We start from the raw sequence: 20,503 nt of genomic DNA on the forward strand, positions 1-20,503 counted from the left end.
TCAGCTCCTCCGCAGCCGCCGTACGGCGGCCAGGTCGAGTTCGATGCCCAGGCCGGGCCCGTCGGGCAGGTGCAGCTCGCCGTCGGCGTAACGCAACGGCGTGGTGAGCAGCTCCTCCGTCATCAGCAGCGGGCCGAACAGCTCGCTGCCCCAGGTCACCGACGGCGCCGTGCAGGCGAGCTGGAGCGAGGCGGCCGTGCCGACCGGGCTCTCGATCGACGTCCCGGCGTGGCACGGGATGCCCGCCGCCGCGGCGACCTCGGCGATCGCCCTGGTCGCCCGGAGCCCACCGGACTTGGTGGTCTTGAGCGAGTAGACGTCGGCCGCGCGCAGCCTGGCCAGCCGCAGCGCGTCTCCGGGCGTGCGCAGGCTCTCGTCGGCCATCACCGGGATCGGCAGCGCCCGGTTGATCTCGGCCAGCGCCTCCACCTCCGCGCCGGGGACCGGCTGCTCCACCAGGTCGACCCCGGCGTCGGCCAGCCGGGGCAGGTGGGTCAGCGACGTCAGCAGGTCCCAGCGCGCGTTGAGGTCGACCCGCACGCTGGCCACGCCGACCAGCTTCTCCGCCACGGAGCGGATCCGGGCGACGTCGGCGGCCGGGTCCTGCGCGCCCATCTTGAGTTTGAAGCTGGTGTGCATCCCGGAGTCCAGCTTGGCCAGCGCCTCGTCGACGACCGCGGGCGCCGGGTCGGTGCCCAGCGCCCAGGTCACCGGGACCGACCGCCGGGCCAGGCCGCCGAGCAGGGTGTGCACCGGCACGCCGAGGCTGCGTGCCCACGCGTCGTGCAGGGCCACCTCGACCGCGGTCTTCGCGTACAGGTTGGCGGCCACGGCGTCGCCGAGGTCGCGCAGGATGCCCGCGACGTCGTCGACGCGGCGCCCGAGCAGGATCGGGGTGAAGTACCGCTCGACCACCAGCGCCATGGTCTCGACGGACTCACCGCCCCACCACGGCCCGGCCGGCACGACGCCCTCGCCGACGCCGACCGCGCCGCCACGGGTGTACAGGAACACCAGCAGCACGGGCTGGGCGTTCATCTCGGTTCGCGCGAACCGGTGCGGCCGGCGCAGTGGCACGTCGAGCAGAACGGTCTCGACGCGCTCGATCCGCAGGTCGGTCATGGAACTCCTTGTCGTGATCAGGCGCGTTCGAGGACGAAGTCGTACCCGGCGCGCAGGCTGCCGTCGCCCTGCGGGCGGGGGTCGAGGACGAGCTCCGGCTTGGTGGCCTCGGCGATGTCGCTGTCCAGCCACTGGCCGCCCTGGAAGTACAGCTGGGTGGTGATCGTGCGGTAGCCGGGCGCGCGCACCATGAGGTGCAGGTGCGCCGGCCGCCAGGCGTGCCATCCCGCCGCGGCGATCAGCCTGCCGGTCGGGCCGTCGGTGGGAATCTGGTACGGCGCCGGCTGCACGGTGCTGACCTCGAACCGGCCCTGGCCGTCGCTGACGACGACGCCACGCAGGTTGCCGTCCGGGATGCCGGGGGCGAACCCGGAGTAGTAGCCGTCGGCGTCGGCCTGCCAGATGTCCAGCTCGGCGCCCGCCACCGGTTCACCGTCCAGGTCGCGGACCTGCCCGGCCAGCACCAGCGGGGTGCCCTGCTCGCCGGGCCGCATCGGCAGCGCGGTGGTGGACGGCAGAGTCACCTGCCCGGGCAGGTAGTACGGGCCCTGGATGCTGCCCTTGGTGCCGTCCTGGGTCCGCGCGGCGACGTCCTCGACGACGTGCTCGACGAACACGTCGAGGAACAGCGGCCACTCGCCGCCCTCGCCGACGTCCATCAGCCACTGCTTGGCGGCCTGGAACTCCGGGTAGGTGACGTTGTGCTCGCGGATGGCCTGGTGGATCCCTTCCAGCACGGCGCGGGCGACGGCGTCGACCCGTTCGGCCGGGACGTCCTGCGTCTGCCGGGCGGCGGCGCGGAAGGCGCGGCTGGCGGACGTGCCGGAGCCCGCGGCGGTGGGGGTGTGCGGTTCGGTGGTGGTCATGGCCTTCCCTTTCAGCGGGTGAGGGCGATGTCGCCGGGGTTGAACAGGTCGGGTGCGGTCCAGCCGTCGAGGTCGTACTCGGCCATGCACTGCTCGGCGAAGCTGGTCATGGCGGCGGCGCTGCCGGACTGCTGTGCGGCGAACAGCAGCTCGGCCCGCACGTTCTCGTGGTTACCCGAGTAGTTGCGCTCGTAGAGCTCGTGCCTGCCGCCGAACTCGCTGCCGATGGAGTCCCAGATGAGCTTCATCAGCTTCACCCGGTCGACCGCGTCGTAGCCGTTGGAGCCACGCACGTAGCGGTCGAGGTAGGGCCGGATCTCCGGGGACTTGAAGTCGTCGGCGGAGGAGGGCAGGTAGATCAGCGCGCTGCCCAGGTCCTGCATGATGATCTCACGGATGCGCGGGTAGCCCAGCGTCATGAACCAGCGGTAGGCCAGGCCGTAATCCAGGTGCGGCAGCACGGCCCCGTTGTGCCACTGGTCGGGGTTGGCGGCCATGGCGTCCGACAGTGCCCAGAACAGGTTCCGCCAGCCGATCACCTCGCCCACCCGGGACTGGATACCGCGGAAGTCCTTGGTGCCGGTGACCTCCACGCCCTTCATCAGCAGCCCGGCGATGAAGTCGAGCTTGACCGCCAGCCGCGCCACGCCGTGGAAGGTGAAGCGGTGCAGGAAGCCGGAGCCGGGGAAGAACGTGCTGGCCTTCTCGGCGTCGCCGTAGATGAAGACGTTCTCCCACGGGATCTTCACCTTGTCCAGGATGAAGATCGTGTCGTTCTCGTCGAACCGGCTGGACAGCGGGTAGTCGAACGGGCTCGACGTGGTGTCGGCGACGCTGGAGTAGGAGTTGCGGCAGATCAGCTTCATGCCGGGCGCGCCCATCGGCACGGTGCAGACGAGTGCGAACTCGCGCTTCTTGATGGGCAGGCCGTAGTGGGCGATGAAGTTGTAGTTGGTGATGGCCGATCCGGTGGCGACGACCTTGGCGCCGGAGACGATCAGGCCGTCGTCGTGCTCCTCCTCGACGTGGATGAACAGGTCCTTGACCTCGTCGGGGTTGCGGTCGCGGTCCACCGGCGGGTTGATGATCGCGTGGTTCCAGTAGAGGACCTTCTCCTGCGATTCGGCGTACCAGCGGCGCGCGTTGTCGGCGAAGGGCGCGTAGAAGTCGGAGTTGGCGCCGAGCGTGCCGAGGAACGCGGCCTTGTAGTCGGGGCTGCGGCCCATCCAGCCGTAGGTCAGCCGGGCCCACGCGACGATCGCGTCGCGGTCGGCGAACAGGTCCGAAGTGGACCGTGGGGTGCGGAAGAACGGGTGGGTGAAGCCGCTGCTGCCGGTGTCGGTCGGCGCGGTGAGCACGCCGGCCTGGTCCGGGTCGTGCAGGGCGTCGTAGAGCCGCGCGGTCATCCTGGCGGCGTTGCGGAACGCCGGGTGGGTGGTGACGTCGTCGACCTTGTCGCCGTAGATGAAGATCTCCCGTCCGTCCCGGAGGGACTCGAGATACTCCTCGCCGGTCATCGGCCTGGTGGTGCGTACCTGGGTGGGCTGATCCTGGATGGTCATCGGATTCCTTCGGTGTCAGGAGGTGAGCTGGGCCGGGCGCAACGGCGCGAACCGGGTGGCCTCGCCGAACCAGCCCATGTCGGGGCAGTCGACGGAGGCGACCCAGTGGGCGCGGTCGGGATGCGGGTCGAGTTCACGGAACCGGCCGGCGAAGAACAGCAACGGGTCGGCGTCGCCGAGTTCGAGGTGCGCGACCTCGCCGACGACGATGAGGTGGTCACCGCCGTCGTAGGTGCGCCAGGGGCGGCAGGAGATGGTGGCCGCGTTGCCGGTGAGGACGGGCGACGGGGCCGTCGGCCCACCGCGGCGGGGCGTCCTGCGGACGGCCGGCGAAGTGCAGCGCGGTGCCGAGCTGGTCCGCGGCGAGGACGTTGACCGCGAACGGCGCGTTGTCGAGGTAGCGGCAGGCCTTGGACTCGCGGGTGAGCGTCACCTGGCACAGCGCGGGGTCGAGGGAGACCGCGGTGAAGGCGTTCACCGTGGCGCCGTGCGGCTCGCCGTCGTGACTTCGGCAGGTCACGACCGTCACGCCGGTGGCGAACCGGCCGAACCCGTTGCGGATCTCGCGTTGATCGAGCGACATTGCTCTCTCCTGTACGCTATGCGTTCAAGTTGACCGCTCTGCGGTCACATGAGGGTGCGACACGCACGCGTGTCTGTCAACAGGGGAGGTGTGCGCGAAGATGGCGGGGATGAGCACCGAAGGGTCCGACCGCGACTACATCCAGAGCATCGAGCGGGGTTTCGCGGTGCTGCTGGCGTTCGACGCCGAACGGGTGAATCCGAATCTCGCCGAGCTGGCGGCGGCCACCGGCCTGTCCCGGCCGGCGGTCCGGCGGATCCTGCTGACGCTGCAACGGCTGGGGTACGTCAAGGGCAACGGCGGCCGGTGGTCGCTGACCCCGAGGGTGCTCAGCATCGGCCAGCACTACTCGGCCTCGCACAGCATCATCGAGACCGCGCAGCCGCACCTGCTGGCACTGGCGGAGCAGACGCAGGAGTCCGCGTCGCTGGCCGCGCTGGACGGCACGGAGGTCGTCTACATCGCGCGGGTCCCGGTGCGGCGGATCATGAGCATCAACGTCTCGATCGGCACCAGGGTCCCCGCCCACGCCACGTCGATGGGGCGGGTCCTGCTGGCCTGGGCGCCCGACCAGGTGATCGACGCGGCGATCGGGTCCGGCCTGCGCTCGTTCACCGACCGGACGGTCACCGACCCGGACGAGTTCCGCCGGGTGCTGCGGCAGGTGCGTGCCGACGGCTGGTCGATCGTGGCCGAGGAACTGGAGGAGGGCCTGCTGTCGGTGTCGGCGCCGGTGCGCGACCAGAGCGGCCGGGTGGTGGCGGCGCTGGCGTCGTCGACGTCCAGCGGCCGGTCCGACGTCGGCCGGCTGCGAACCGAGGTGGTGCCCGCCCTGCTGCGCGCCGCCGAGCGGATCAGCGGGCAGCTCGGCCACTCCGGCGGCGAGCGCGACGGCTTCTACTGACCCGGCGCGGATCGGCGTCCGCCCAAGCACGTGAAGGCCACCTTCAGTACGTGAGACGTGGTGATGGTGGCCTTCACGTGCTTCAGCCGTCGGCGGGGAGCGAGTCGAGGAAGCGGGCGAGTGCGGTGTCGAACTCGGCGCGGCGCTCCAGGTTGGGCAGGTGCGCGGCACCGTCGACGACCGCGAGCGTCGAGCCGGGGATCGCCCGGTGCATCAGTTCCGCGTCCGCGATCGGGGTGTACTCGTCCTCGGACCCGACGACGACCAACGCCGGCACCCGCACCCCCGCGAGCATCCCGACGTAGTCGGGGCGCTCGGCCCGGCCACGCAGCGCGGCGGCGGCGCCCTCCGGCGAGGTCGCCCGCATCATGTCCAGCACGTGTGCGGCGACCTCGGGCAGCCGCTCGATGTTGTGCGGGGCCACCATCTTCGGCAGCACCTCGTCGGCGTAGGGCCCGAGCCCCTCCCGGAGCAGGCGCTCGGCCATGTCGCGCCGGGCCCGCCTGCCCGCCGGGGTCTCCGCGGCGGCCGTGGTGTCGGCGAGGATCAGCCCGCGCAGCCGCTCGGGGTAGAGCCGGTGGAACTCCATGACGATCTGGCCGCCCATGGACAGTCCACCGAGGACGATCCGGTCCACCCCGAGCCGGTCGAGCAGCTCCCGCAGGTCTCCGGCGAAGGTGTCCAGCGGCGTCGTGCCGGGCACGACCGTGGTGCCGCCGTAGCCACGCAGATCCGGGACGATGACCCGCAGGCCGTCGCCCGCGAACCGGTCCACCTGGGGCTGCCACATCGACCGGTCGAACGGGTGGCCGTGCACCAGGACGAGTGGCGTACCGGCGCCTTCGTCGGTGTATTCGACGGTAATTGCACCGAGGTCAATCCGAGGCATTTCGCGCGCCTTTCTGGCTTGTCGTTGACAATCGCACGCTAACCCGGGCAGGATTGCCGGAGCAATGTTGTCAATGACCTCGGTGCAATTATGGATGACTTCAGGCTGATCGCCGACCGGCTCGCCGCCGACATCGCCTCGGGCAGGCTGCGGCCGGGGGACCGGCTGCCCGCGCAACGGCGGTTCGCCCGCGACCACGGCATCGCCGGGTCGACGGCGGCGAGGGTGTACGGGGAGCTGGTCCGCCGCGGGCTGGTCGTCGGCGAGGTGGGCAGGGGGACGTTCGTGCGAGCCGGCCGGGCACGGCCCGAGCCCGCGCTCGCCGACCCGGCGAACGCGCCGGTCGACCTCGAACTGAACTTCCCGGTGCTGCCCGAGCAGTCGGCGGCGCTCGCGGAGAGCATCGCCGGCCTGCTGCGGCCGGACACGCTGACCGCCGCGCTGCTGCCGACCACCCCGGCGGGCACGGCGGAGGTCCGCGCCGCGTGCGCCGCCGCACTCGGCCGGGGCGGCTGGCAGCCCGATCCGGAGCGGATCCTGTTCGCGGGCAACGGCAGGCAGGCGATCGCCGCCGCGCTGTCGGCCGTCGCCGGGGTGGGCGAGCGGGTCGGCGTGGAGGCGCTGACCTACCCGGTGGTCAAGGCAGTCGCCGGGCGCCTCGGCATCACGCTGGTACCGATCGAGATGGACGCCGACGGCCTGCTCCCCGGCGCGCTGCGGGCCGTCCACGCCGCGACCCCGCTACGCGCGGTGTACCTGCAGCCCGCCGTGCACAACCCGCTCGGCGTCACCATGCCGGCGGCGCGGCGGGCGGAGCTGGCCGACGCACTGTCCGAATTGGACCTGCTGGCCGTCGAGGACGCGGTCAATGCCTTCCTCCGGGCCGATCTGCCGCCGCTGTGCTCGCTCGCGCCGGATCGCGTGACGCTGCTGGACAGCCTGTCGAAGCGGCTCGCGCCCGGGCTCAGCCTCGGGTTCGTGCTGCCACCGGCGGCCCTGGCCGGCCGGGTGGCCGCCGCGCTGCGGTCGGGCGGCTGGGTGCCGCAGCGGTTCGCACTGGAGGTCGCAGGCCGATGCGCCGCCGACGGCACGCTGGCCGGGATCGAGGCCGCCAAGCGACGCGACGCGCGGGCCCGGCAGGAACTGCGCGCCGAGGCGCTGGCGGGTTTCACCGTGCGGGCCGACCCGGCGTCCTACCACTGCTGGTGGGAACTGCCCGACCCGTGGCGGGCGGAGACGTTCGTGGCCGCGGCCGCACGCCAGGGGATCGCGGTCAGCCCGGCCGCGGCGTTTACCGTCGGCGCCGGGCACGCCCCGAACGCGGTCCGGCTGGCGATGAGCGGGCCGCCGCCGGAACGCCTGCGGGCCGCCCTGGACACGCTGGCCGGGCTGGCCAGGACCACCGCCGAGGACGCCGGCCTGGAATGATCTGGTAGTGTCCTGCGCCGGAAATTCGGCGTGTAATTCGACGTGCCCAGCTTCCCGCTGGCGGCGTTGCCGGTCCGCCCGAGTACGGTCCAGTACGAGGACGGACCGGTGCCTTGCCAGCGGAAACCTGGCCTCGCCGACTTATGCGCCGCACTTCCGGCGCAGGACACTAGCCGCCGTCGGCGACCCAGTCCATGTGCTCGATCCAGTGCTCGAACAGTGCCCGGTCGCCGTGCACCTCCAGTGCGGAGGCAGTCAGCGGTCGGCGCCTGCTGAGCACGAGCAGCAGGTCGGTGGCCGGGCCGCGGACCGCGACGTCGGCCTTCGTGTGCGTGCGTTCCAGGGCGACCCGGTCCCGCTCCCGCCGCGCCACCCATTCCCCGGCCGCGTCGGTCGCGTGGAAGTGCAGCGTCTGGCCGTCGCCGCGCATCGCGTCGGCGAAGTCCGGCCGGTTCTCCCAGTAGCCGCGGGAGGTCATGGTGTCCAGCCAGTCCTCGACAGCCGCGACGGCGGCCTCCGGCGCCAGCTCGTAGCGCTCGCCGACCGCCTCCGCCGCGTCCGCGCGGTGCACGGAGATCTCGCCGAACAGCCTGCGTGACCAGAACGGCACGCCGGCGTCGGCGCCGGACGGGTCCCACACCGGCGTGTCGTCGGTGACGGATTCGAACGCCTGCTTCGCCTCGGCCGCGCAACCGTTCAGCCAGGCACGCCACTGGGCCGGGTCGGCGGGGGCGGGGACGTAGCCGGTGAAGGCCGCGCTCGGGTCGGTCATCCGCTCGCCGACGAGCATCGTCACCATGCGCTGGGTCGCGCCGACGTGGTCGACGAGCTGAGCCAGCGTCCACTTCGGACACGTCGGCACCGGCGACGAGGCGTCCTTGCCGTCCACCCAGTCGGCGAACGTGCCGGTCTGTTCGACGACGGCCGTCAGATACGCGGAGGTCTCCATCGCGGCAGCCTAGCGGCCCTTGTTGACGGCGTCGACGAACCAGTCGCGGAATTCCCGCTCCGGAACCGCGGGCACCAGGTGCGCGCCCTCCCGGCTGAACCGGCCTGGTTCCAGCAGGTACAGCGCGGCCGCGTCGTCCCAGAGCCGGGTGCCCGCCCAGCCCGCCGGGTTGGCCAGCATCGACGCCCGGAGCAGACCGGGCAGGCCGGCCTGCTCCAGCCGGTCCACCATGTCCGCGGTCGGCTCGAACCCGGCGGCGGGCAGGTCGACGTAGGTCGCCCGGGGTGCGGCCCGGCAGGCGGCGAGGTCGTAGGCGCAGTTGAAGTTGTCCGGGTTGTGCTCGGCGACCGGCCTGCCGGAGGCGACGACCCGGACGTCGCCGCCGAGCGCGTGCGCGTACCGCGGGTAGGACGTCCACGGCCCGAGGACGAGCACCTCGACCCGGCCGCAGCCGCGCACGGCCGCCGCGACGCCGCGGGTCAGGCGAGCCGGGTCGCTCGCGGCCGGGACGGCGGTGCGCAGGAAGTCGTTCATCCGCTCGGCACCCGCACGCACCGCGGGCAGCCAGTCGTAGTCCGGTGGAGCGGGGGAGGCCAGCCCCGGCAGCACCGGCGGCGAGCTGCCCCGGCCTGCCAGGAACATCGACACGGCGGTGGCACCGCGGTGCACCCCGGAGATGCCCTCGGTGACCACCACCGCGCGGACCTCACGCCGCGGCAGCAGCGCGGCCAGTGCCCGGTAGTCGTCCAGCCCGACGTCGGAGTCCACGACGAGGCAGGCACGTTCACTCGCCACCGGCCGGTCGGCGGTCAGGACTGGCGCGCCGACCACGCCGAGCCCGGCCACCAGTGCCAAGGCCGCGATCCTGGCTGTACGGGGCATGCCAGCACGGTACCGCTCAGCCGATGGTCGAGGTGTCGATGACGAACCGGTAGCGCACGTCGGAGTTCTCGACGCGCTCGTAGGCCTCGTTGACCCGGTCGGCCGAGATGGTCTCGATCTCCGCGCCGATGCCGTGCTCGGCGCAGAAGTCCAGCATCTCCTGGGTCTCGGCGATGCCGCCGATCATCGACCCGGCGAGCACCTTGTTACCACCGAGCAGGGAGAACGCGTTGTAGGACAACGGCTCGCCGGGCGCGCCGACGTTGACCATGGCGCCGCCGACCTTCAGCAGGCTCAGGTAGGCGTCGACCGGCAGCGTGGCCGACACGGTGTTGAGGATGAGGTCGAACGTTCCGCGCAGGACGTCGAACGTGGACTCGTCGCTGGTCGCGTAGTAGGCGGTCGCGCCGAGCTTGAGGCCGTCCTCCTGCTTCTTCAGGCTCTGGCTCAGCACGGTCACCTCGGCGCCCATGGCGGCGGCGATCTTGACACCCATGTGACCGAGCCCGCCGAGGCCGATGACGGCGACCTTCTTGCCCGGGCCGGCGCCCCAGCGGCTGAGCGGGGAGTAGGTGGTGATGCCCGCGCAGAGCAGCGGGGCGGCGACGTCGAGGCCGATGCCCTCGGGGATCCGGCAGACGAAGGCGTCCTTGACGACGATCCGGGTGCTGTAGCCGCCGTAGGTGTTCTCGCCGTCGAAGCCGACGCCGTTGTAGGTCTGGACGTTGCCCTTGACGCAGAACTGCTCGGTACCGGCCCGGCAGTACTCGCACTCGCCGCAGGAGTCGACCATGCAGCCGACCCCGACGCGGTCGCCCACCCGGTACTTCGTGACCTGCGAGCCGACCGCGGCGACGACACCGGCGATCTCGTGGCCCGGGACCATCGGGAAGATCGCCCGGCCCCAGTCCTCCTTGGCCTGGTGGATGTCGCTGTGGCAGATGCCGGCGTAGGCGATGTCGATCAGCACGTCGTCCGGGCGCAGGTCGCGGCGCTCGATCGTGGTCGGCGCCAGCGGCGCGCCCGGCGCCGGAGCGGCGATGGCGTGCGTGGTGGTGCTCATGGAATCCTCCAGGTTCAAGTACCGCTGCTGTGTAAGACCCCTCATACATAGTCTATGTGAGAGGGTACTTACAACTTCGATCGGGAGATGTGACCTCGGCCATGGGCAAGTACCACCACGGCGATCTGCGGGACGAACTCGTCCGGGTGTCGCTTGACCTGATCGCCGAGCAGGGCCTGGAGGGCTATTCGGTCGCCAAGGTCGCGAAGCTGGCGAAGGTCAGCCCGGGCGCGCCGTATCGCCACTTCGCGACCCGGGAAAGCCTGCTGGCGGAGGTCGCCTGTCACGCGGCCTGCCAGCTGACCGAGCGGGTCGCGGCCGCGGCGGCAGGGCACGACGACCCGGTGGACGCGCTGGCCGCCGCTGCGGGTGCGTACACGCGGTACCTGATCGAACGCCGGGCCGGGATGAACGTCATCTACGCCGAGGGGCTGCAGGGGCCGGACCACACCGAGCTACACGAGCAGACCCGCCGGCTGACCGACGAGTTCCTGCTGCGCTGCCTGGCGGTCGCCCCCGACCCGGCGACGGCGCTGGAGCTGATGGAGCAGCTGTTCACCCAGGCCCACGGCTACGGCACGTTCCACCTGGACGGGGTGTTCGTGCGGCACGGCTACTCGGTGGACCAGGTCGTGCGCAAGTCCACCGAGGCCGCGCGGATCGCCGTGACCGGCCGGATCGCCGGTACCGGCTGAACCGGCCCGCTCAGGCGTGCCGCAGCAGGGTGAGCGGGGACTCCACGCAGTCGGCGACGAACCGGAGGAACCCGCCCGCCGTGCCGCCGTCGCACACCCGGTGGTCGAAGGCCAGCGTCAGCTCGGTGATCTTGCGTGGCACGACCTGGCCGCCGACGATCCACGGCCGGTCGATGATCCGCCCGACGCCGAGGATGGCGACCTCCGGGTGGTTGATGATCGCCGCCGAGCCGTCGACGCCGAAGACGCCGTAGTTGTTGACGGTGAACGTGCCGCCGGTGAGGTCCGCCGGTGCCAGGTCGCCGTCGCGGGCCTTCGCGGTGCGGTCGGTCAGTGCCGCGGACAGGCCGTCCAGGGTGAGCGTGTGCGCGTCCCGTACGACCGGGACCACGAGGCCGCGGTCGGTCTGCGCGGCGAACCCGAGGTGGATCTCGTCGCCGAGGACGATCTCGTCGCCGTCGATGCGGCTGTTCAGCTCGGGGAACCGGCGCAGGCCCGCGACGGCGAACCGCGCGATCAGCGCCAGCACGCTGATCGGCGGTGCGGTGGTGTCGGCGTTCAGCGTGGCCCGCAGGTCGAGCAGCGCGGTGGCATCGACGTCGACCCACACGGTGGCCTCGGGGATCTCCCGCCGGGACCGGCTGAGCTTGTCGGCGACCGCCTTGCGGACGCCACGCAACGGGATCCGGCGCGCGCCGCGCGGCGCGGGCGCGGCAGCGGCCGCGATGGCGCGTTCCACGTCGGCCCGGCTGATCACGCCGCCGGTGCCGGTTCCCTTCAGCGTGGCGAGGTCCACATCGGACTCCCGGGCCAGCCTGCGCACGATGGGGGAGACCACCCGGGGACGTTCGCCCGCGCGCGGGGGCGGTTGCGGCCGCCGCGCCCGCGGCCGGCGCCGCGTCGCGGTCCCCGTCCCGTAGCCGATCAGGACGTTGCCGCTGCCCTGCTGGCCGGCGTCGGGGGTCACGACGCCCGGCTCGGTGAAGCCGGCGGTCTCGGCGACGGTGATCAGCGGGGCGCCGACGGCCAGCGACTCGCCCGGCGCGCCGTGCAGGGTGGTGACGGTGCCGGCGAAGGGCACCGGTACCTCCACGGCGGCCTTGGCCGTCTCGACCTCGACGACCGGCTGGTCGACGGCGACGGTGTCGCCCTCGCTGACGCGCCAGGCGATGATCTCGGCCTCGGTGAGGCCCTCGCCGAGATCGGGCAGGTGGAAGACCGGCATCAGGCGTCCCCCTCGGCCAGGCTCGCGGTGTCGTGCCACTGCAGCCGTTCGATCGCGTCCAGGATGCGGTCGACGCTGGGCAGGTGGTGCTGTTCCAGGTTGGGTGGCGGGTACGGGATGTCGAAACCGGTCACCCGCAGGATCGGTGCCTCCAGATAGTGGAAGCAGGATTCCGACAGCTGCGCGGCGACCTCGGCGCCGTAGCCGCAGAACCGGCTCGCCTCGTGGACGACGACGGCCCGGCCGGTGCGCCGCACGGACGCGGCGACGGTCGCCTCGTCGAACGGCGCGAGGCTGCGCAGGTCGATCACCTCGGCGCTGTAGCCCTCCTCGGCCGCCGCGTCGGCCGCTTCCAGCGTCGTGCCGAGTGCGCCGCCGTAACTGATCAGCGTCACGTCGGTGCCGGCCCGGCGGACGACGGCGGTGTCCAGGCCGGGGCCGCCGGTCTCCAGTGGCACGGATTCCTTGGCCCAGTAACGGCGTTTGGGCTCCAGGAAGATCACCGGGTCCGGGTGGTCGATCGCCTGCCGCAGCAGGCTGTACGCGTCGCCGGGGGTGGCCGGCGTGACGACGCGCAGCCCGGCGGTGTGCGTGTAGTACACCTCGGAGGAGTCGCAGTGGTGCTCGACGCCGCCGATGCCGCCGCCGTAGGGCACGCGGATCACGACGGGCAGCTCCACCTGGCCGCCGGTGCGGTTGCGCAGCTTCGCCAGGTGGCTGGTGATCTGCTCGAACGCCGGGTAGGCGAACGCGTCGAACTGCATCTCCACCACCGGCCGCAGGCCGTTCATCGCCATGCCGATGGCGGTGCCCACGATGCCGGACTCGGCCAGCGGGGTGTCGAACACCCGCTGCTCGCCGAAGCGGGCGGCGAGCCCGTCGGTGACCCGGAAGACGCCGCCGAGCGTGCCGACGTCCTCGCCGAACACGAGCACCCGGTCGTCGGCCGCGAGCGCGTCGGCGAGGGCGTTGTTCAGCGCGCCCGCCATGGATGTCGTCACGAGTGTGCCTCCCGCAGCTCGGCGAGCAGCTGCTCCTCCTGGTCCCGCAACGCGGGCGGCTGCTCGGCGTAGACGTTGCGGAACAGGTCACGGGGGTCGAGTTCGGTGTCGGTGTTCATCCGCTCGCGCAGGCTCGCCGCGTCGGCTTCGGCCTGGGCGTCGACCTGGGCGGCGAGTTCGTCTGTCAGCAGGCCGCGGGCGGTCAGGTGGGTCCGCAGCCGGGCGATCGGGTCGCGCGCCAGCCAGGTCTGCACCTCGTCCTGGTCGCGGTAGCGCGTGGCGTCGTCGGCGTTGGTGTGTGCCTCGACGCGGTAGGTCAGCGCCTCGATCAGCGTCGGCCCCTCGCCGGCCGCCGCGGCGGCGACGGCCCGTTCGACGACCGCGTGCACGGCCGCGGCGTCGTTGCCGTCGACCAGGACCGACGGGATGCCGTAGCCGACGCCCTTGTGTGCCAGCGACGGCGCGGCGGTCTGCTTGGCCAGCGGCACGCTGATCGCGTACCCGTTGTTCTGCACCAGGAACACGACCGGGCTGCGCCACACGGCGGCGAAGTTGAGCGCCTCGTGGGTGTCGCCCTCGCTGGTCGCGCCGTCGCCGAGCATCACGAGCGCGACGGTATCCTCGCCCTTGACGCGGGCCGCGTGGCCGAAGCCGACGGCGTGCAGCGAGTTGGTGGCCAGCGGGGTGCACTGCGGCGCCACGTTGCACTCGGCCGGTGCGTAGCCGCTGTGCCAGTCACCGCGCAGGAGGGTCAGCACCCGCACCGGGTCGACGCCGCGGGTCACCACGGCCATCGAGTCGCGGTAGGTGGGGAACAGCCAGTCCTGCGGCCGCAGCGCCAGCACGGCGCCGATCTCGGCGGCCTCCTGGCCGCGGGCGGACGGGTAGACGGCGAGCCTGCCCTGCTTGGTCAGCGCGGTGGCCTGTGTGTCGAACCGCCTGCCGGCGACCATCCCGCGGTACAGCGCCAGCAGGACGTCGTCGGACGGCATCGGCAGGCCGGGGGAGTCGACCAGGGTGCCGTCGGGGGCGATCAGTCCGAGGGGATCGGCCGTGGGCAGCAGGTGCTGGGCCCCGGCGCGGGTGGTGGTGCTCAACGGCAGCTCCGATGCTTCCGGCTGGACACGTAGCCGTCATTTCACCCAGGATGACGGCGGAAGGTCCACAGTCCGGCCGGGAGTCCGGACGTTTGGCCGATACCTGTTCGGTCGGCTGGATGATCGGACCTGTCGTGGAGGAGGCTGCCGGTGTCCGATGGACGAATGGCCGGGCTCGACGAGACCGACCTGAGGATCCTCGCCGAGCTGCGGGCGGACGGCCGCCTGTCGATGCGGGCGCTGGCCGAGCGGGTGCACGTGTCGCGTGCCGGGTGCTACAGCCGGGTCGAGCGGCTGCACCGCGACGGCGTCATCACCGGCTACACGGCGGTCACCGACCCGAGGAAGGTCGGCAAGGGCCTGGCCGCCTACGTGTACCTGAAGGTGCGGCAGAACTCCTGGCGGGCGGTGCGCGCCGCGCTCAACCACATCGACGAGATCGAGCACGGCGCGCTGGTGTCCGGCGAGAACGACCTGATCATCTTCGTGCGCACGGCCGACGCCGACAGCCTGCGCGACCTGGTGTTCGAGCGGCTGCAGACCATGGACGACGTCGTGTCGACGCAGACGGTCCTGGTCTTCGACGAACTCTGACTCCCCGGTACCAGTCGGGTGCGCCAGGCCGCGCGAGTCTCAGTAGGTCGGCTTGGTCAGGGGTGTGCCGCGCCGCTTCGCCTTGTCGGTCAGGTGGCATCCGGTGTCGACGCTGAGGATGACCTTGGTGCCGGCCGTGCTCAGGATGGCCTTGGACCCGAACTCGCCCCCGGCGCGGGACTCGCGGAATCCTTCCTTGTCGACCTCCAGTTCGGGTGCGACGAAACCCCATTGGGCGACGACTTCCTTGAACTTGGTCGCCAGCACCTTCCACTGCTCAGGGCTCACTCCCTGGTCGACAGACCAGCGATCGAGGTAGTCCCTTTTCACGTCCCAGGCATCAACTGCCGGGAAGTCATTGCACGAGGAGTAGCCCGGGTCGGGTGTTCTGGTCCAAGGCGGCAGCTGCACGGATGCGCTCAGCACTTCCCTGACCTTGGCCTGCATTTCCTCGTACTTCCGCGTGATCTCCTCAACGGACGGGCGTCGCATCAGCTCGGCGAACTGATCCTCCAGACTCACATCTTCCCTTTCTCGCGAACCGAACGGATCTGTCGCGTCGCACCCCGCCAGCACGCCGCAGAGCACCAGCACGACGAGCATGAATCGACGGCACAGTGTCATCTCAGCCCTTCGGGATCACCAGATCGTCTCCGCGTCCGGCCACCACCGCTGCCATGTTGTATTCGGTGGTCGACCGTACGCCGTCGGCGAGGACGTAGCCGCCGTGGCCGCTGCCGGCGACCGAGGGTTGCTTGTCATGCTTGGCTATCGTGTCGCCGGTGGCCATCTCGGTGACCCCCGGAACGCGGCTGGGGTCGTCGCCGTGGACCCCCAGGTGCGCGATGGGATCGTCGTCGTTGGCCTGGCTGTAGATCTGGCCGTCCGGCAGGTTCATCCCGTCCAACGTAGCCCCCCAGCTCACGCCGGGCGAACCGAACAATACGGCGTTGTCGGCACCGGTGTTGCCGCTCAACGCCAGCCCGGTGGTGGTGGATCCGTAGGAATGGCCGAGCAGGGTCATGTGCGGATTGGCATCGGCACCGCCCTGTACAGCACGGGAGGCATCGATCCCCTGGGTGAAGGATTCCAGCCGGATGGCACCTTCGCGTGCCCGGTTCTCCGACAGGGCCTCGGTCGCCTCCGGAAACGACACCTGCGGTGGTTCGTAGCCGAGCCAGGTCACCATCGCCACCGAGGCTCCGGGTTGGTCGAGCATCCGGCCGGACTCCCTTCGCACCTCTTCCATGTCATTGACGTAATCCCCCATGTTGCCGTCGACGGTTGAGTCCATCCCCGGCGTGAACACCGCCACATGACTGGCCGTGTCCACATTCCCGGCCGCGACCGCCGCCATGGCGCGCTCACCACTCAGGTCCAGCGACAACAACTGCCGGTCACCCCGCAGATTGCCGGAGTCGTCCCGCATCATCTTGTCCACGGCGTCCAGCGAGGCGAGCTTGCCGTCGATGGCTTCGATCTCGTCGGTGTCCCCGTCCTCGCGCACGAGCTGTTCCCTGCGTGCCAGGAGTCCGGCTCGTTCGATGCCGACCAGCCGCAGGTTCGCGGCACTGCGGTCCGCTGCCGCCACCCCGTCCCGGTTCCCGACCAGGCCTGGGTAGTCCTCGATCATGCGGGCACGCTGCCCGGGACTCAGGGTGGACCACCATCCGGCGTTGGCCGCCGCGGTGGCGTCACCGGCCGGAGGCGCTGGAATGGACAACGAGCCGAGCGCGTGGCCTGCGTTGCCGGCGGCGGCGAGGCTGGTCTGGTCGTTGTTGTTCGCGCCCGCGTCGATGGTGTGCTCGGACAGGATCTTGTCCAGCACCGCGCAGAAGTCGTCGTCGACGTCGGTGGCACTGCGCAACACCTGGGCGACCCGCTCCCGAAGTTCCTCGGCGACCGTCTTGCGGTCCTCGGCTTCGGCGGCCTTCCGGTCCTCTGGAGTGCCTGGGGGTAAGCCGTTGTCGATGACGGCCCCGTCGTCGCCGATGGTGAAGTGGCGTGCTTTGGCGAGTTCTTCGGCTTCGCGGACGCCGTTACAGATTCCGGTGATGGCGTCGCCGGTGTCGCCGAACGACCGGCGAGCCGCCGCGATGTCGGCCGCGTGTTCTTCCAGGCCGTCGATGATCGCGTTGATCTTGCCCGCCGCCGCGGAGGCGGCCTGCCCGGACCAGCCGTCCGGGGTGTTGGCGCTCCGCAGGTCATCACTACAGGCAACGATCTGGTTGTAGGCGCTGTTCAGCGGACCCACCGAGTCCTGCAGCGGGCCGGGTTGCCAACGTCTGACCTCTCCCCAGGTGACCATCAGCTCGGCCTCCGCCCCTGACCTGCGACGGTCAGGTCCCGAGCGGCGGCGTCTTCGCGGCTGCTGTACGTCTGCGCAGCCTGGCTCATGCCGGCCGCGTAGCCGTCGAGGTCACCGACGAAACGGGGTTCACGCCCCTGCCACGCCTGCTTCAACGACGTCAGTTTCCCCACACAGCGCGCACCCGGCATCCCCGCGTCACCCGCCGGTACCGCCGCCGCGCAGTCCACGCCGCGCAGGCCATCCGCCACACGCCCGGCGGCCTGACCTGCTGACCTGATGCCCTCGATCACCACTTCATACCCAGACAACGCGGCTCCCTCCCGTAGTCGCCCGATCACACTATGGGAAGGCCGTGGCCGCGTTCAACCGCGCCGGCGTTATCACCGGCGCTCGTCCGGGCATTCCGCCGCGTCACGCTCGGGTTATTGACACTGAATTGTCAGGATGCCAATTCGTCAGCCGCGGTCACTTTATGTGGGTTCCGCCAAATTGAGGCGCCGACCGTCCTCTATTCGTTCTAGACCATTCGCGGTGCGACTTCGGACGCGGGCTTCGTGGCGTGGGTCAGCCGGCGGTGGGCGCGGGGACCGGGCGCAGCCGGCCGGCGCGGCCGAGCAGCAGCACCCCGAGCGCGCACGCGCTGCCGAGCACGGTCAGCACCACCCACGGCGCCCAGGGCACCCCGCCGTCGCGGGCCAGGTCCAGTGCGGCACCCGTGCCGAGGTTGCCCGCGGCGATACCGACGCCGCAGATGGTGTTGTACAGCCCGTAGTGCGTGGCCACCATGCGGTCGCCGGACAGCGCGACGATGGTGTCCATCTCGAACGGGAACACCACCACCGTGCCCAGCGTCAGCAGGGTCACCGACACGAGCAGCGGCAGGAACGTCAGCACGCCGCCGGTGCCCGCCGGGGCGGCCGCCGTCAGCAGGGGAGCGGTGAACGCGGCCGCCATCAACAGCAGACCGGCACCGATGCACTGCCCGTGACTCCACCGCGCCCGGCACCACGCGGTGATCCGCAGCTGGCCGAGGATGGCGATGATCCCGGACACCGCGAACAGGACGGCGACCTCGATCGTCCCGACGGTCTCCGACGGCGCCAGCCTCCGCGTCTCCAGCGGCAGCGCCAGGTAGACCTGGAACGACAGGACGTACGACCCGATCATCACACCGGAGAACGCCAGGAACCGCCGGTTGCGCAGCACCACGCCCCACCCGCCGCCGCGGGCCGCCGCCCCGGCGGGTTCGCGGGGCGGCAGCGACCGGATCTGCAACACGGTGAGCACGGCGAACACCACGGCCGCCACCAGGCAGGTCAGCCGGAACGTCACCCCGGTCAGCAGCAGCCCGATCAGCGGACCGAGCAGGATCCCCGCCTGGTAGAAGATGTTGAACAGGGCGAACGCCTCCACCCGCCGCTCGCCCGCGTCGGCGGCGACGTAGGCACGCACGGCCGGGTTGAACAGCGCGCCGGCGAAGCCGGTCGCGGCCGACGCGATGACCAGCGCGGGCACCGAGTCGACGAGTCCCAGCAACGCGAAACCCGCCGTCCGCAAGGCGCAGCCGGCGACGATCAGCGGCTTGTACCCGAAGCGGTCGGCCAGGGCGCCGCCGAGCAGGAACATGCCCTGCTGCGAGAAGTTGCGCACGCCGAGGATGAGCCCGACCAGCCAGCCGGCCAGGCCGAGCCCCAGCGACAGGTGCGCGGCGAGGTAGGGCATCAGCATGTAGAAGCCGACGTTGATGGTGAACTGGTTGATCGCCAGCAGCCGCACCGGCCGGTCGAACGACCGGTACTGGGTGAGCACGCCGGTCACCGGTCGCCACCCGCGATCGGGTCGGTCACCTCGGTGCAGCGGGTCCACCGGGTCACCTCGCGCTCGCCGGGACGCGTGATGGTCTCCGGCGCATCCGGTACCGGGCCGAGCAGCCCGTGTTCGGCACAGAACCGGTCGTTGTAGACGGTGTCGAAGTAACGCTGCGGGCCGTCCGGGAAGATCGCCGCGATGCGCGTGCTCGCCGGGCTGGTGCGGGCCAGCCAGCCGGCGACCAGCGCGACCGCCCCGACGCTCCAGCCGCCCGAGGCGTATTGCGCGGCCGCCAGCCGCCGGCAGGTGGACACCGACTCCGCCGCGTTCACCCAGTGCACCTCGTCGAACGCGGGATAGTCGACGTTGCGCGGGTAGATGCTCGACCCCAGCCCGCGCATCAGCCGGGTCCTGGCAGGCTGGCCGAAGATCGTCGAGCCGACGGTGTCGACGCCGACCAGCCGCAGGTCCGGGAAGTAACGGCGCAGCACCCGGGAGACACCGGCCGAGTGGCCGCCGGTGCCGACCGAGCACACCAGCACGTCGATCCGGCCGAGCTGCGCGACCAGCTCCGTCGCCAGCGGTTCGTAGGCCGCCACGTTGTCCGGGTTGTGGTATTGGTCCGGGCAGAAGGAACCGGGGTTGGCGGCGAGCAGCTCGGCGACCTTGCGCCTGCGGGCCTCCTGCCAGCCGCCGGTGGGATGCGGCCGGCCGACGATCTCCACCCGCGTCCCGTAGGCGAGCAGCAGCCGGTGCACGATGGGTTCCATCCCGGGATCGGCCACGAGCGCGACCGGATGACCGTGGACGATGCCGGCCAAGGCGAGCCCGAGGCCGAGCGTGCCGCTGGTCGATTCGACGATCAGCCCGCCGGGCAGCAGGTCACCGCGTTCCCTGGCGCGGGTGACCATGTGCAGTGCCGGGCGGTCCTTCATCCCGCCGGGGTTGTGTCCCTCCAGTTTCGCCCAGAAACCCTTGCCGTCCTTGGTGAACGGCGCGTCGATCCACACCACCGGGGTGTTCCCGACGGCGCGGGCGGTGTGGCTGGCTGCGAGGGTGGCCTGCGGCCGGATCTGGGCGGGTACGTCGGCGAGTTCGGTTGAGGGCATGCCGGATTTCCGTTCTGTGACACGGTGAATGAGGGCGCGGGAACAGGCGCCCGATCACCGCCGCAGCACACAGAGGGAACGCAGGATGTCCTGACCGCCTGCCGGGGCAGGGTCGCGGACGACACCCACCGGGCGGTACGCCACGCCGTCGGCCACGACAGGGTCGGCGGCGGGCAGCGACGGCGTGCCGGGGCCTCCGCCGTCCGGGACGCGCGGGGTGACGAGGTTGTGCGGGTGGGCCGACTCGTGCCGCTCACCGCCGTCGTGGCAGTGCCCGGCGTCGTGGACGGTCTGCACCGGGCCCGCGAGGGCGTGCTCGTCCGCACAGGGCAACGTGTGTGCGACCAGGCAGAGCAGCAGCGCTGCGACGAGTGTCAGCACGCCCGCACGCACCGCGCCCGATCGGTCTCCCAC

Annotated in this window: 21 protein-coding genes and 1 pseudogene; 4 read left to right on the forward strand and 18 right to left on the reverse strand. The window is 71.5% G+C overall.

All coding sequences use genetic code 11. From position 1 onward, the window contains the following. From EWH70_RS01755 to EWH70_RS36070, 5 genes and pseudogenes are all read right to left on the reverse strand, one after another. Nucleotides 1-1,122 (reverse strand): muconate/chloromuconate family cycloisomerase, encoded by a 1,122-nt coding sequence (locus EWH70_RS01755; protein WP_130473400.1) that lies wholly within the window; start codon nucleotides 1,120-1,122, stop codon nucleotides 1-3. Nucleotides 1,123-1,139: 17 nt separating this feature from the next. Further along, nucleotides 1,140-1,988 (reverse strand): catechol 1,2-dioxygenase, encoded by an 849-nt coding sequence (gene catA / locus EWH70_RS01760; RefSeq protein WP_130473401.1) that lies wholly within the window; start codon nucleotides 1,986-1,988, stop codon nucleotides 1,140-1,142. Between the two features lie 11 nt (nucleotides 1,989-1,999). Next, entirely contained in the window at nucleotides 2,000-3,550 is a 1,551-nt protein-coding gene (locus EWH70_RS01765) for a 4-hydroxyphenylacetate 3-hydroxylase family protein (RefSeq protein ID WP_130473402.1), read from the reverse strand. A 15-nt stretch (nucleotides 3,551-3,565) separates the two neighbouring features. Continuing rightward, on the reverse strand, nucleotides 3,566-3,712 hold the full coding sequence (locus tag EWH70_RS36065; protein ID WP_240686737.1) for a hypothetical protein: 147 nt from the start codon (nucleotides 3,710-3,712) through the stop codon (nucleotides 3,566-3,568). Nucleotides 3,713-3,739: 27 nt separating this feature from the next. Beyond that, a pseudogene (locus tag EWH70_RS36070) lies at nucleotides 3,740-4,133 on the reverse strand (flavin reductase family protein); the annotation flags it as partial. 109 nt (nucleotides 4,134-4,242) lie between these two features. Here EWH70_RS36070 and EWH70_RS01775 point away from each other — a divergent pair. Then, complete coding sequence (locus EWH70_RS01775; RefSeq protein WP_420809025.1) at nucleotides 4,243-5,037, forward strand: IclR family transcriptional regulator domain-containing protein; 795 nt, start codon at nucleotides 4,243-4,245, stop codon at nucleotides 5,035-5,037. Nucleotides 5,038-5,119: 82 nt separating this feature from the next. Here the strand turns inward: EWH70_RS01775 and EWH70_RS01780 are convergent, their stop codons facing one another. Continuing rightward, nucleotides 5,120-5,926, reverse strand: coding sequence for an alpha/beta fold hydrolase (locus EWH70_RS01780; protein ID WP_130473404.1), 807 nt, complete (start codon nucleotides 5,924-5,926; stop codon nucleotides 5,120-5,122). Between the two features lie 90 nt (nucleotides 5,927-6,016). Here EWH70_RS01780 and EWH70_RS01785 point away from each other — a divergent pair, with 90 nt between their 5' ends. Next, complete coding sequence (locus tag EWH70_RS01785; RefSeq protein WP_130473405.1) at nucleotides 6,017-7,354, forward strand: aminotransferase-like domain-containing protein; 1,338 nt, start codon at nucleotides 6,017-6,019, stop codon at nucleotides 7,352-7,354. A 169-nt stretch (nucleotides 7,355-7,523) separates the two neighbouring features. Here EWH70_RS01785 and EWH70_RS01790 read toward each other — a convergent pair whose 3' ends face one another. From EWH70_RS01790 to EWH70_RS01800, 3 genes are read right to left on the reverse strand one after another with little or no spacing between them, the layout of a single operon-like run. Beyond that, nucleotides 7,524-8,303 (reverse strand): maleylpyruvate isomerase family mycothiol-dependent enzyme, encoded by a 780-nt coding sequence (locus tag EWH70_RS01790; protein WP_130473406.1) that lies wholly within the window; start codon nucleotides 8,301-8,303, stop codon nucleotides 7,524-7,526. Nucleotides 8,304-8,312: 9 nt separating this feature from the next. Continuing rightward, complete coding sequence (locus EWH70_RS01795) at nucleotides 8,313-9,185, reverse strand: hypothetical protein (RefSeq protein ID WP_130473407.1); 873 nt, start codon at nucleotides 9,183-9,185, stop codon at nucleotides 8,313-8,315. A 16-nt stretch (nucleotides 9,186-9,201) separates the two neighbouring features. Then, a complete protein-coding gene (locus EWH70_RS01800; RefSeq protein ID WP_130473408.1) occupies nucleotides 9,202-10,248 on the reverse strand; it encodes an NAD(P)-dependent alcohol dehydrogenase in 1,047 nt (348 codons plus the stop codon). Between the two features lie 101 nt (nucleotides 10,249-10,349). Here EWH70_RS01800 and EWH70_RS01805 point away from each other — a divergent pair, with 101 nt between their 5' ends. Continuing rightward, nucleotides 10,350-10,943 (forward strand): TetR/AcrR family transcriptional regulator, encoded by a 594-nt coding sequence (locus EWH70_RS01805; protein ID WP_130473693.1) that lies wholly within the window; start codon nucleotides 10,350-10,352, stop codon nucleotides 10,941-10,943. Between the two features lie 10 nt (nucleotides 10,944-10,953). On the opposite strand, the gene EWH70_RS01810 is transcribed toward EWH70_RS01805, so the two are convergent. Genes EWH70_RS01810 through pdhA form a run of 3 tightly spaced genes read right to left on the reverse strand, consistent with a single transcriptional unit; the run spans nucleotide 10,954 to nucleotide 14,266 of the window. Continuing rightward, entirely contained in the window at nucleotides 10,954-12,168 is a 1,215-nt protein-coding gene (locus EWH70_RS01810) for a dihydrolipoamide acetyltransferase family protein (protein WP_130473409.1), read from the reverse strand. Beyond that, nucleotides 12,168-13,157 carry an alpha-ketoacid dehydrogenase subunit beta gene (locus EWH70_RS01815; protein ID WP_130473694.1) on the reverse strand — a complete coding sequence of 330 codons (990 nt, stop codon included), beginning with the start codon at nucleotides 13,155-13,157 and terminating at the stop codon, nucleotides 12,168-12,170. Before EWH70_RS01815 ends, EWH70_RS01810 begins: the two co-directional genes overlap by 1 nt. An 8-nt stretch (nucleotides 13,158-13,165) precedes the next feature. After that, a complete protein-coding gene (gene pdhA / locus EWH70_RS01820) occupies nucleotides 13,166-14,266 on the reverse strand; it encodes a pyruvate dehydrogenase (acetyl-transferring) E1 component subunit alpha (protein ID WP_130473410.1) in 1,101 nt (366 codons plus the stop codon). A 165-nt stretch (nucleotides 14,267-14,431) separates the two neighbouring features. Here pdhA and EWH70_RS01825 point away from each other — a divergent pair, with 165 nt between their 5' ends. Then, a complete protein-coding gene (locus EWH70_RS01825; protein ID WP_130473695.1) occupies nucleotides 14,432-14,860 on the forward strand; it encodes an Lrp/AsnC family transcriptional regulator in 429 nt (142 codons plus the stop codon). A 39-nt stretch (nucleotides 14,861-14,899) separates the two neighbouring features. On the opposite strand, the gene EWH70_RS01830 is transcribed toward EWH70_RS01825, so the two are convergent. From EWH70_RS01830 to EWH70_RS01855, 6 genes are all read right to left on the reverse strand, one after another. Further along, nucleotides 14,900-15,463, reverse strand: a complete 564-nt coding sequence (locus EWH70_RS01830; RefSeq protein WP_165436110.1) for an LppA family lipoprotein — start codon at nucleotides 15,461-15,463, stop codon at nucleotides 14,900-14,902. Between the two features lie 22 nt (nucleotides 15,464-15,485). Further along, nucleotides 15,486-17,168: an alpha/beta hydrolase gene (locus EWH70_RS01835; protein WP_130473412.1), complete on the reverse strand. Its 1,683-nt coding sequence runs from the start codon at nucleotides 17,166-17,168 to the stop codon at nucleotides 15,486-15,488. Beyond that, nucleotides 17,168-17,461, reverse strand: a complete 294-nt coding sequence (locus EWH70_RS01840) for a hypothetical protein (RefSeq protein WP_240686739.1) — start codon at nucleotides 17,459-17,461, stop codon at nucleotides 17,168-17,170. Before EWH70_RS01840 ends, EWH70_RS01835 begins: the two co-directional genes overlap by 1 nt. Before the next feature lie 274 nt (nucleotides 17,462-17,735). Further along, nucleotides 17,736-18,989, reverse strand: coding sequence for an MFS transporter (locus EWH70_RS01845; RefSeq protein WP_130473414.1), 1,254 nt, complete (start codon nucleotides 18,987-18,989; stop codon nucleotides 17,736-17,738). Continuing rightward, nucleotides 18,986-20,089 (reverse strand): PLP-dependent cysteine synthase family protein, encoded by a 1,104-nt coding sequence (locus tag EWH70_RS01850; RefSeq protein WP_130473415.1) that lies wholly within the window; start codon nucleotides 20,087-20,089, stop codon nucleotides 18,986-18,988. The genes EWH70_RS01845 and EWH70_RS01850 overlap by 4 nt, the downstream gene beginning before the upstream one ends. 54 nt (nucleotides 20,090-20,143) lie before the next feature. After that, a complete protein-coding gene (locus EWH70_RS01855) occupies nucleotides 20,144-20,503 on the reverse strand; it encodes a hypothetical protein (protein WP_130473416.1) in 360 nt (119 codons plus the stop codon).

The organism is Amycolatopsis suaedae (assembly GCF_004214935.1).
Lineage (GTDB): Bacteria > Actinomycetota > Actinomycetes > Mycobacteriales > Pseudonocardiaceae > Amycolatopsis > Amycolatopsis suaedae.

What these genes read in the sequence shown, in the direction of transcription:
- EWH70_RS01755 (WP_130473400.1), bottom strand. Translation starts at nt 1,122, where the DNA reads ATGACCGACCTGCGGATCGAGCGCGTCGAGACCGTTCTGCTCGACGTG.
- catA (WP_130473401.1), bottom strand. Translation starts at nt 1,988, where the DNA reads ATGACCACCACCGAACCGCACACCCCCACCGCCGCGGGCTCCGGCACG.
- EWH70_RS01765 (WP_130473402.1), bottom strand. Translation starts at nt 3,550, where the DNA reads ATGACCATCCAGGATCAGCCCACCCAGGTACGCACCACCAGGCCGATG.
- EWH70_RS01775 (WP_420809025.1), top strand. Translation starts at nt 4,243, where the DNA reads ATGAGCACCGAAGGGTCCGACCGCGACTACATCCAGAGCATCGAGCGG.
- EWH70_RS01780 (WP_130473404.1), bottom strand. Translation starts at nt 5,926, where the DNA reads ATGCCTCGGATTGACCTCGGTGCAATTACCGTCGAATACACCGACGAA.
- EWH70_RS01785 (WP_130473405.1), top strand. Translation starts at nt 6,017, where the DNA reads ATGGATGACTTCAGGCTGATCGCCGACCGGCTCGCCGCCGACATCGCC.
- EWH70_RS01790 (WP_130473406.1), bottom strand. Translation starts at nt 8,303, where the DNA reads ATGGAGACCTCCGCGTATCTGACGGCCGTCGTCGAACAGACCGGCACG.
- EWH70_RS01795 (WP_130473407.1), bottom strand. Translation starts at nt 9,185, where the DNA reads ATGCCCCGTACAGCCAGGATCGCGGCCTTGGCACTGGTGGCCGGGCTC.
- EWH70_RS01800 (WP_130473408.1), bottom strand. Translation starts at nt 10,248, where the DNA reads ATGAGCACCACCACGCACGCCATCGCCGCTCCGGCGCCGGGCGCGCCG.
- EWH70_RS01805 (WP_130473693.1), top strand. Translation starts at nt 10,350, where the DNA reads ATGGGCAAGTACCACCACGGCGATCTGCGGGACGAACTCGTCCGGGTG.
- EWH70_RS01810 (WP_130473409.1), bottom strand. Translation starts at nt 12,168, where the DNA reads ATGCCGGTCTTCCACCTGCCCGATCTCGGCGAGGGCCTCACCGAGGCC.
- EWH70_RS01815 (WP_130473694.1), bottom strand. Translation starts at nt 13,157, where the DNA reads ATGGCGGGCGCGCTGAACAACGCCCTCGCCGACGCGCTCGCGGCCGAC.
- EWH70_RS01825 (WP_130473695.1), top strand. Translation starts at nt 14,432, where the DNA reads ATGGCCGGGCTCGACGAGACCGACCTGAGGATCCTCGCCGAGCTGCGG.
- EWH70_RS01830 (WP_165436110.1), bottom strand. Translation starts at nt 15,463, where the DNA reads ATGCTCGTCGTGCTGGTGCTCTGCGGCGTGCTGGCGGGGTGCGACGCG.
- EWH70_RS01835 (WP_130473412.1), bottom strand. Translation starts at nt 17,168, where the DNA reads ATGGTCACCTGGGGAGAGGTCAGACGTTGGCAACCCGGCCCGCTGCAG.
- EWH70_RS01850 (WP_130473415.1), bottom strand. Translation starts at nt 20,089, where the DNA reads ATGCCCTCAACCGAACTCGCCGACGTACCCGCCCAGATCCGGCCGCAG.